This window comes from Amycolatopsis japonica, from assembly GCF_000732925.1.
In the GTDB taxonomy this organism is placed as follows: Bacteria; Actinomycetota; Actinomycetes; order Mycobacteriales; family Pseudonocardiaceae; genus Amycolatopsis; species Amycolatopsis japonica.
In genome coordinates this window covers 2474404-2484236 of record NZ_CP008953.1, presented here as the reverse complement: position 1 = coordinate 2484236, position 9833 = coordinate 2474404, and the positions used below count along the sequence as shown (strand labels likewise).

At 70.1% G+C, this 9833-nt stretch carries 8 protein-coding genes; 4 read left to right on the top strand and 4 right to left on the bottom strand.

The annotated features are described in order from the left end of the window. Positions 1-27: 27 nt before the first annotated feature. Positions 28-549 carry a hypothetical protein gene (locus AJAP_RS12145; RefSeq protein ID WP_038510767.1) on the top strand — a complete coding sequence of 174 codons (522 nt, stop codon included), beginning with the start codon at positions 28-30 and terminating at the stop codon, positions 547-549. A gap of 120 nt (positions 550-669) precedes the next feature. On the opposite strand, the gene AJAP_RS12140 is transcribed toward AJAP_RS12145, so the two are convergent. Next, positions 670-3177, bottom strand: coding sequence for a tetratricopeptide repeat protein (locus tag AJAP_RS12140; protein WP_148311501.1), 2508 nt, complete (start codon positions 3175-3177; stop codon positions 670-672). Between the two features lie 144 nt (positions 3178-3321). On the opposite strand from AJAP_RS12140, the gene AJAP_RS42445 reads away from it, so the two are divergent. Together AJAP_RS42445 and AJAP_RS12130 are read left to right on the top strand one after the other, a co-directional pair. Then, complete coding sequence (locus tag AJAP_RS42445) at positions 3322-5844, top strand: tetratricopeptide repeat protein (RefSeq protein WP_051972415.1); 2523 nt, start codon at positions 3322-3324, stop codon at positions 5842-5844. A 141-nt stretch (positions 5845-5985) separates the two neighbouring features. Further along, positions 5986-6570: a dihydrofolate reductase family protein gene (locus tag AJAP_RS12130; RefSeq protein ID WP_038510765.1), complete on the top strand. Its 585-nt coding sequence runs from the start codon at positions 5986-5988 to the stop codon at positions 6568-6570. A gap of 5 nt (positions 6571-6575) precedes the next feature. On the opposite strand, the gene AJAP_RS12125 is transcribed toward AJAP_RS12130, so the two are convergent. The 3 genes from AJAP_RS12125 to AJAP_RS12115 are packed head-to-tail and all read right to left on the bottom strand — an operon-like array spanning position 6576 to position 8697. Then, complete coding sequence (locus AJAP_RS12125) at positions 6576-7553, bottom strand: RNA polymerase subunit sigma-70 (protein WP_038510763.1); 978 nt, start codon at positions 7551-7553, stop codon at positions 6576-6578. 5 nt (positions 7554-7558) lie between these two features. Then, entirely contained in the window at positions 7559-7969 is a 411-nt protein-coding gene (locus tag AJAP_RS12120; RefSeq protein WP_038510762.1) for a VOC family protein, read from the bottom strand. Between the two features lie 38 nt (positions 7970-8007). Beyond that, a complete protein-coding gene (locus tag AJAP_RS12115) occupies positions 8008-8697 on the bottom strand; it encodes a helix-turn-helix domain-containing protein (RefSeq protein WP_228694916.1) in 690 nt (229 codons plus the stop codon). Between the two features lie 208 nt (positions 8698-8905). Between AJAP_RS12115 and AJAP_RS12110 the strand changes: the two genes are divergently transcribed. After that, positions 8906-9727: a S1 family peptidase gene (locus AJAP_RS12110; protein ID WP_038510758.1), complete on the top strand. Its 822-nt coding sequence runs from the start codon at positions 8906-8908 to the stop codon at positions 9725-9727. Positions 9728-9833: the final 106 nt, after the last annotated feature.

The window sequence follows — 9833 nt, the reverse complement described above, 5'->3', positions numbered from 1 at the left end:
CGCGCGAAATCGAGAAAGAGAAGCATTTTGAAGAAATGGACGACACGGGTCACGACCGGCCTGGTGGTCGCGGGTATGACTCTCGCCGCGCAGAGCGCGCCGGCGATGGCTGACGAGCAGATGGACACGACCACGACGGAGATCGCACTGACCGAAGTGCCCACGGAGGGCGTCGACGCTTCCGACTCCTGTGGTGGATGGCGGGGCGGTCTGGCCGGTTACGGCCGCTGGAAAGAGGACAAGGCGGGCTGCGGCTGGATCTCCTTGGATTCGAAGAAGAACCCTCAGCACCGCCGCTACAAATGGCAGCTCCCGCCCGGCAGTAACAGCAGGGTCTGCGTTCAGGCGCAGGGCCACTACTGGAGCACCAAGAAAAAGAAGAGCGTCGCGACCTGGACGACGGCGGGATGCGGAACCAGTGGCACCGTTCTCGTGCGGTGGTCGGGCCCGCCGAAGAAGGGTGGCGGCTACTACGGCCTCGCCGCCACCCCCAAGGTGCGGGCGAAGGTCCAGCCGGGCTTCGGCGGCGCCGCGTACAGCTGGAAGTAAATCGGCTCGCGTCGGTATGGCACCAAGGCCACGCCGGAAGCGTGGTGAAGGCTCCCTTCGTCGCATCAGACGCGGCGAAGGGAGCCTTCGGCCCACTCGCAACCGTCACTGCGGCACCGGCTAGCGCAGGCCGATCTCGGTGAGCAGGGCCCGCGCCTTCTCCCCGTGATCGTCGGCCGTGCCGGTGTCGCCGGCGACGGCCGCGCCGCGTTCGATCCCCTTGTGCGCCTGTGCCTGCTCATAGCGATCGCCCAGTTTCTCGGCGACCGCGAGCGCTTCGCGGTGCCTGGCGATCGAGCCCGCGGCGTCCCCCTTGCCGCCGAGCGCGATGCCGATTCCGTTGAGGGCCTTGACCTCGAACTCGCCCAAGCTGTTCCGGCGTGCGAGGTCCAGTGCCTCGCTCAGATGCGTCAAGGCGTCGTCGTGCTCGCCCAGCCGCGCGAGCAACACTCCGATGTGGAGCAAGGCCTCGGTTTCCGGGAACCGGTAGCCGAATTCGCGTGCGGTGACGAGCGCCCGCCGGTAGTGGCCGAGCGCCTCGGCGGAGTGACCCTGCTGCTCGCGCACCGTGCCGAGGTTGCCGTAGGTCAGACATTCCCCGACCCGGTCCTCGACCTCCAGCATGATCGCCAGTGCCTCGTCGAGGTACGTCGCCGCCTTGTCCCAGTCACCGACGCGCATCGCGCTGTTCCCGAGATTGCCCAGCGCACGGCTCTCGCTGGTGCGGTTGCCGGTCGCCCGGTGCACGAGCAACGCCTGCCGGTAGCAGTCCTCGGCCGCCGCGAAGTCACTGAGCCGGTCGAACGCGTTGCCGAGATTGTTCAGTGCCCGCGCCCAGCTGGTGCGGTCACCGGCCGCGTCGTATCGCTCGAGCGCCTGCTTGAGCTGGTCGATGCTCTCCTGGTAGCGGTTGGAACGCAGGTAGACCGCACCGAGGCTCATATGCGCGCTCGCCTGGATCAGCGGGTCGGCGGCGCGGATCGCGATGCCGTGCACGATCTCCGCGTCGGCGAACAGCAACGCGTTGTACAGGTACCGGTTCAGGATCGGCGACATCATGGCCGCGTCCTCGCTTCGGCCCTGTTCCTCGGCCAGCGCGGTGATACCCACCAGGTTGTGCCGCTCGGCGTCCAGCCACTCGGTCGCCGCCGCGAGGTCGGCGAAGTCCGGTGCCGGAACGTCCGAAGTGGACACCGCGGGCCTGCGGTCGCGTTCATGCGGGGCGTAGCGGTCCATGGCACGGCTGGCGGTGTGCCGGTAGTAGCCGAACAACCGCCCGAGCGCGGCCTGCCGCGCGGAAGCGGCGTCCACGTCCCGCGCCAGCCCCGCCGCGTAGAGACGGACCACGTCGTGCAGGCCGAACCGATCCTGGACTTGCCGCTGCACCAGGCTGCTGGCGACGAGTTCGCCCAGAAGTTCCTCCGCCGTACCCAGGTCCACCCCGGCGAGCGCGGCCGCCGCGCGCGTGTCGACGTCGCGGCCGGGATGGATCGCGAGGAGCCGCAGCAGCAGCGCGGCCTCGGCGGGCAGGTCCGCATAGGACAGACCGATGGCGTTCTCCAGCTCGTCCTCGACCCGCAGGCTGTCCCGGCGTTCCGCGAGCCGGGCGGCGTGGTCGCGCAACGTCCAGTCGCGGCGGTTCCGGATCCGGCCCGCCACCACCGTCAACGCGAGTGGCAGATGGCCGACCAGGTCGGCGATCCGCGCGGCGGCCTCGGTGTCCTCGGCGACCTCGGCCGCGCCGACCAGCCTGCGCAACACGTCGAGCGACTCGGTCCCCGGCAACGCTTCCAGGTGCACGGACCGCGCACCGGCCAACCCGGTCAACCGCCTTCTGCTGGTGATCAGCACGACGCCGCCCGGCCGGTCCGGCAGCAGTGGGCGCACCTGGTCGGCGTCCGCCGCGTTGTCCAGCACCACGACCGGGTGCCGGTCCGCGAGCAGCCGCCGGTAGGTCGCCTGCCGGTCCGCCGGACCGAGACGGTGGATCTCCCCGCCCGGCACCCCGAGCCGCCGCAGGAACTCGTCCAGCACCGCGAGCGGATCGGCGGGCGCGCGGTCGGCGTCGTAGCCACGCAGGTCCGCCCACAACCGGGCCGCGACACCGTCCCGGTGTGCCAGCCGGTGTGCGGCACGGACGGCGAGGCTGGTCTTGCCGACACCGGCCATACCGTCGATCACCACCGGCGACCACCGCTCGTCGCCGCCGGGATCGGTGATCGCGGCCAGCTCGGCCTGCCTGCCGACGAACTCGGTGCTGTCGGCCGGCAGCTCACCTGACACGGTCACCCACGACGAGTCCGCGGTGAGCCCCGCGATCACCTGACACACCTGCCGCCACCGGGCCACCACCGCCTCGTCGGCGGTGAGCGCGCGCACGATGTCCGCGACGAGGTCCGCGTCGACCCGCCGTCTCCCCGGCCGCAGGCAGCGGTAGACCGTGTTGAACACCGGCAGATCGGGGTTTCCCGCCGCCCGCCGCCCTCGCACGACCCGCCGGTGCAGCTCCCGGTAGGACACGCCGTACCAGCCGCGCAGCGTGTTCAGCCGGGCCGCCAGCTCGTCGAACGAACCGGCGCCCAACGGCTCCGGCGGCACGTCGCCCACGTCCGTTCGGTCGGGATTCACGATCGGGAAGGGTAGTCCGTATGGTCGATCGGCACTGTCCGAATGGAAGAGATCGCCGACCATCGAGTTCGCCGATCCGGCCCATCGGTCGTTGCTCTCGACTAAGGTCGACCGGCATTCGGTTCGCGTGTCCAGGGGGTTCCCGTGACGGAGGAGCAGCCGCCGAGTCCGATCGGAGCCCGGTCGTACGATGAGCTCTCGCAGCGGCTGAGGCAGGCGTTGGCGTGGGCGGGGTTGTCCCACCGGGAACTGCACCGGCGGGTGCGGCGCCTGCGCACGGCCCGCGGGACGGCCGATCTCCCCGCCTACAACACCGTGTATCGGTGCCTGCTGCCCGGGCGCAAGCGGCTGGACGTCGAACTGGTCGTCGACATCGCGGCCGTGTTGCTCGGCATGGACGTCGCCGCGGAATGGCGGCAGGCGCACCGCGTGATCACCGGAGACGCCACCGAGGCGGCCGTGATCAGCGTGGCCGATCACCTCCCCGGCGGGACCGGCAGGTTCGTCGGCAGGCAAGAGCAGCTGCGCCAGGTGTTGGAGGCCGAGCCGGAGGACGCCGGTGTGTGGGCGATCTCCGGAATGGCCGGGATCGGCAAGACCCGGTTCGCCGGCGAAGTCGCGCGGCTGCTGGCCGAGCGGGACCGCTTCGCCGACGTGCGGCTGGTCGTGAATCTCCGCGGCTTCGACGCGGATCTCCCCGCCGCCGACCCGGCCGCGGTACTCGAAGGCTTCCTGCGCCGGCTCGGGGCGTCCGGTGGCGAGATCGGCTGCCTCACCCTCGCCGACCGCAGCGCCCTGTTCCGGCGGCTGCTGGACGGACGGCGCGCGCTGATCCTGCTGGACAACGCGGCGTCGGCCGACCAGGTGCTGCCGTTGCTGCCCGCCCTTCCGACCTGCCTGGTGCTGGTCACCAGCAGGCGCCGCCTTGCCGAGTTGACCGATGCCCGGCACGTGGCGCTCGACGTGTTCACACCGGAAGAGTCGGTCGAGCTGCTCCGCGACGGGATCGGCGATGAACGCGTCGACGCCGAGCGGGGCGAAGCGGCCGACATCATCGAACTGGTCGGCCGGTTGCCGCTGGCCCTCGCACTGGTGACCCGGAGGCTGGCCGCCTCGGACGAGTGGACGATGGCCGACCACCGGGACCGTCTCGCCGACCTGCGGACCATGCTGCGGCTGGACGACGGGGTCGAAGTCGCGTTGCGCACGTCGTACGACGAGCTGGCCGAACCGGACCGGATCCTGCTCGGCTTGCTCGCCACGTATCCAGGACGCGATTTCGACGACCACGCGGCGGCGGCGCTGGCCGGCGTCGAGGTCGGCGTCGTCCGCCGTCAACTCGGCGACCTGGTGGCGGCCAACATGGTCACCGCCCGCGAGTCCCGGTTCGAACTGCACGACCTGGTCCGGGTGTTCGCCGAGAAACGCGTCCGGGAAAGCGTCCAAGCCCGCGTTCGCCGGACCGCGGTGGGACGGCTGCTCGACTTCCAGCTGGCCACCACCCGCACCGCGCTCGTCACCTGTTATCCGCATGAGGCGGAGCGGTGGGAGGACCTGCCCACACCCGCCGCGCGGGCTCTCGTGTTCGACGGGGCGGACGAGGCGATGGCGTGGCTGGACGCCGAACGGGTCAACCTCGTCGTCGCGTCCGGCTGGGCGTTGAGCGAAGGACGTGACGAGCACGTCACGCGGCTCGCGTGCGTGATGACGAGCTATTTCGAGGCCCGCGTGCACGTGAGTGACGCACTCGCCCTGTTCGGCAACGCCGTCCGGGTCGCGTCCGGTGTCACCCGAGGGCACGTGCTGAACGGGCTCGCCATGACCCATTGGCAGCGGGGGAACGCGGCCGACTCACTCGCCGTCCTGCAGGACGCGATCAAGGAGTTCGACGCCGCCGGTGAATCCGATTACGTCCTCAACCTGTCGGGGAACGTGGGCCTGTTGCTGGCCGGTCTCGGTGATTATCGCGCCGCGTTACCCTGTTTCCGGCGGGCACTGGAATTCGCCGTCGCCCGGAACAACGAGTCGTTCCGGGCACGGCAGTTGTGCAATATCGGCGTCGCCGAGATGCGACTGGGAAATCATTCCGCCGCGGTCGATCATCTGTCCCGGGCCCTTGAAACGACCAGGGCGAGCGGTGATCACCTCTGTGAATGCCGGACGCTCGACGGTCTCGGCACCACGTTCCGGCGCATGGGAAACGACACCGAAGCCTGGGCCTGTTACGAACAGGCGCTCGACGTGGCGAGGCAGACGCACAACCGGGCCGACGAGGGCAAGGTGCTCAACCATCTCGGTGTCCTGCTCGTCGCCGCGGGGCGGTTCGACGAGGCGTTGGCGCATCACCGGCGGGCCATCGATCTGGCCAAGGAGATCGGCAGCCGGGAAGGAGCGCTGGCCGCGAGCACCGACCTGGCGGCCACCCTGCTCGCCGCCGGGCGGGCGGCCGAAGCCGTGCGCTGCCTGCGGCAGGCGATCGACTCGGCGAACGCGGCGGACAGCCGCTACGAACTGGCCAGAGCCCAAAGTGGACTCGCCGACGCACTGTTCGCCGTCGGTGATCCGGTCGCCGCGCGGAAACACTGGCAGACCGCGCACGCCGCGTTCACCGAGATGGGCGTGCCGGAGGCGGCCTCCTCGATGGCCTCGCCCCTGCCAAGTACATGAAGGCCCCCTTCCTTGCGCCTAGGTACAGGAAGGGGGCCTTCATGTACCTCAGCGGTACAACGCGGCTCAGCGCGACCGGACCGATCAGTTTCCCGCACCGCGACCGTCTGTACGGGTGAGATCGACTCACTGGAGGCTGACGTGAGGAAACTGACCTTTGGCATGAACGTGACCCTGGACGGCTACATCGCCGCGCCCGGCGACGACCTCGGCTGGAGCGGGGGTGACGGACCGGATTCGTCGCCGAGCGACGAGCTGTTCCAGTGGTGGTCCGACCGGGTGGCCGCGACGGGCCTGGCGCTGTACGGGCGCAAGCTGTGGAACGCGATGAGTTCCCACTGGCCGACCGCCGACCGGCAGCCCGGCGCCACGCAGGCGGCGATCGAGTACGCCCGCCGCTGGCGGGACATGCCCAAGGCGGTGTTCTCCTCGACCACAGCCGCGGTCGACTGGAACACCCGCCTGGTCACCGGCGACGCGGTCGCCGAGATCACCCGGCTCAAGGCCGAGGACGGCGGCCCGATGGACATCGGCGGCGCGACCCTCGCCGGGGCGGCCATGCGGGCCGGGCTGATCGACGAGTACGTGCTGGTCACCGTGCCGGTCCTGGTCGGCGGCGGCACGCCGTTCTTCACCGCGCTGGACGGCTGGGTGAACCTGTCCCTGGCGGAGACCCGGACGTTTCCCGGCGGCGTGGTGCTGACCCGCTACGAGACGAGGCGCTGACGTGCTCACAGGGTCGCGGGCAGGCCCAGCCACGGCTTGCCGGTGGCGTCGAAGCCGGTGAGCTCGGCGATCTTCCCGTCGGCGACGCGCAGGACCGCGATGGCGAACAGCCGGTACTCCGGGTCTTCGGGGGTGCGCAGGTACAGCGCGGCGGCCGGCATGCGGTTGACCGTCGTGGCGATACCGCGCCAGTCGTCGTGGCCGCGCTGGAAGAGCCCGCCGGAGACCCAGCCGTCCACCGCGTCCTTGGCCGTCGTGGTCGTGGTGCCCGCCTCGGGCAGCATCGCGAAGCGCAGGTCTTCGCGCAGCAAGGCCGCCAGCCCGTCGAGGTCGTTGCGCTCATGAGCTTCGATGTACGCCTTCACCACGCCACGTTCGTCCTTCGACAGCTCCGCGCCCCGCCAGTCGAGACGGCGGTCGGGCAGCCGCCCGCGCATCGTCACGCGCGCCCGTTGCAAGGCGCTCGTCACCGACGCGACGGTCAGCTCGAGGGCGTCGGCCGTCTTCGACGCCGGCCAGCCGAGGACGTCGCGCAGGACGAACACCGCCCGTTGCCGAGGCGGCAGGTGCTGGACGGCCACGATGAACGCCAGCTCGATCGTCTCCCGCGCCACCACCGATTCCTGCGGATCCTCGGGGAGCATCCGGTCGGGATACGGCTGCAGGTACAGCACCTCGGAATCCTCCAAGGTGCGGTCCTTGCGCTTCTCCAGGAAATCGAGGCAGGCGTTCGTCGCGATCCGGTAGAGCCAGGTCCGCAGCGCCGCGTTGCCCTTGAACGACTCCCGCTTGTGCCACGCCCGCAGGAACGTCTCCTGCGTCAGGTCCTGGGCGTCCTCGTAGTTCGCGAGCATCCGGTAGCAGTGCACCTGCAGCTCACGCCGGTGGCGCTCCGTGACGAGCGCGAACCGCGCGGGATCGCCGGAGCGGACCACCTCGAGGAACGTGGCCGCGTCCGCGCCGGGCGACCTGGCGTCGGTCATGGTCGTCAATTCTGCCCGTCGCCCATGGCGGCCGGGTCGTAGGCCAGCAGTTCCCAGCTGTGGCCGTCCAGGTCGTCGATGGCCCGGTTGTACAGCCAGCCCATGTCCTGGGCCGCGCGCGGCTCGGTGGCGCCCGCGGCCAGTGCCGCCTCGACCAGGCCGTCGACCTCTTCGCGCGACCCGGCGGCCAACGCGTTGATCACCTCGATCGGACCGTCCGTCATGGGTCGCTTGGTGAACGACGCGAACGTTTCGCGCGTCATCAGCTGCACCAGGATCGTGTCGGCGAGCACCACCTGGACCGAGGTGTCACCGCTGAAATCGGGGTTCACCGTGCCGCCCATCGCCGTGTACATCTTCGTGCTCGCCTCGATGTCGGCGACCGGCAGGTTGACGTAGATCTGTGTGATGGCCATGTCTTGTCCTCCAGTAGGTCGGTGTGTCACCACGAAACCTACGGGTGCACCGCGACCTCGGTCTTGTACAGAAGCGACAGCACCTCGTCCTCGCTCGCGCGCCTGAGCTGAGTGGCCGTGCGTCCGGTGAACCGCGTCAGCGAGCGGGCCAGATGCGGCTGGTCGTGATACCCGACCCGCTGCACGACCTCGATCGCGGCCATCCCCTGCCCCAGCAGCATCACGGCCTGCCTCGCCCGCTCGATCTGCCGGATCGCGCCCTGGGTCAGCCCGGTCGCCGCGGCCACCCGCCGCTGCACCGACCGCGGGGTGACCAAAGTGGGCACTTCGCCGCGGAGCACGTCGGTGACCAGCGGGTCGCGGATCAGCAATCCGGCACGGACCAGGCGATCGACGAAGACGTCGGCGTTGTCGTAGCCCGGGGTTTCCCACTCCTCGCCCTGCAGGACGAACGAACGGGCCGTGGTGTGCGGGCTCGTCACGGCGGTGTCGACCAGTCCCGAAACCGGCATCGGCGCCAGGTACGCACCGTGGCGGAAGATGATCCCGAGTGTTTCGCCCTCGCCCGGGCCCAGGTCCAGCACCGTGGGACTCGTCTCGGGGCCGCGCACCGCCACATGCGTCTCGCCCCGGTCGCGCCACACCACGAGCTCCCAGTTCGAGTTCGCGATGGACCGCATCCGTGACGGCGTCACGGCGGCCTGACCGGCACGGTAAATCCGCTCCACGTAGGGAGAATCGGACGGTCGCTGCTCGACGCCATCAAGGCTCACGGCAAGAAGCTAGCACCGGCACCGGTCCAGAGGTGGTACCAGCGCTACCGGCCGGCGTCGGGCACCCGCCACCGCGGTTCGGGGGGCTGACCCGATGGTCATCGGCGCGACGGACGACAAGGCTGGACTTGATCGATCCGAAGTCCTCGAACAAAGGAAAAGCATGTCGAAGGTGGCGACCCTACGCCGCAACCTGGTCCGTGCCGCCGCTGTCACGCTGGCGGGAGTGTTCTGCGCGATCGCGGTGCCCGGCAGCGCCGGCGCCGTGGTGAACGGCAAGAACTCCACCGAGCGCTACGAATTCATGGCCTCGATCCCGGAGGTCGTGCCCGAAATGAACAACGCCAAGGGCGTCTGCGGTGCCGTGCTGGTGCATCCACAGTGGGTGGTGACCGCGGCACACTGCGTCGACCCGGAGAACAACCCGGCCAGGCCGGAGGGCACCGTGCGCATCGGCAGCGAACGGCGGACGTCCGGCGGCACCGTCCGCACGATCGACCGCTGGGTCCGCCACCCGGGCTATCAGCCGGGCGCGCCGAACAAGAACGACATCGCGCTGGTGCGCCTCGACCGTCCGGTCTCCGAACGGCCCATCCGCATCGCCGACCGTCCCGGCCGCCCCGGCACGCCGACCCGCTTGATGGGCTTCGGCACCACGGTCGACACCGCGGACTTGGAAAAGGTCGTGTTCCCCGAACGGCTCCAGCAACTCGACACCCGCATCGGCGCCGTGTCCGAATGCTCGCCCGGCTATGCGGACTCGACCCGGCTGTGCACGGTGAGCCGCAAACGCGGCGCGATGGCGTGCATGGGCGACTCCGGCGGACCGCAGGTCCAGCGCGGCTGGGGCGGCCGATGGGAACTGATCGGCGTCACCTCCGGCCCCGGTGACGACGACGTGCCGTGCGCCAACGGCCCCGGTCTCTACACCAGCGTGCCCGCCTACGCCGGGTGGATCCACCGGACCATTCACGGGCAGCGCTGATCTTTCGTTGTCAGGTCCGATGGTGGGCTGAAGGCTCCCTTCACCGAGTCTCATGCGGCGAAGGGAGCCTTCAGCCCTGGTTGGGGCCGAGTGGGGAGGATTGGGA

What these genes read in the sequence shown, in the direction of transcription:
- AJAP_RS12125 (WP_038510763.1), bottom strand. Translation starts at nt 7,553, where the DNA reads ATGACCGACGCCAGGTCGCCCGGCGCGGACGCGGCCACGTTCCTCGAG.
- AJAP_RS12120 (WP_038510762.1), bottom strand. Translation starts at nt 7,969, where the DNA reads ATGGCCATCACACAGATCTACGTCAACCTGCCGGTCGCCGACATCGAG.
- AJAP_RS12110 (WP_038510758.1), top strand. Translation starts at nt 8,906, where the DNA reads ATGTCGAAGGTGGCGACCCTACGCCGCAACCTGGTCCGTGCCGCCGCT.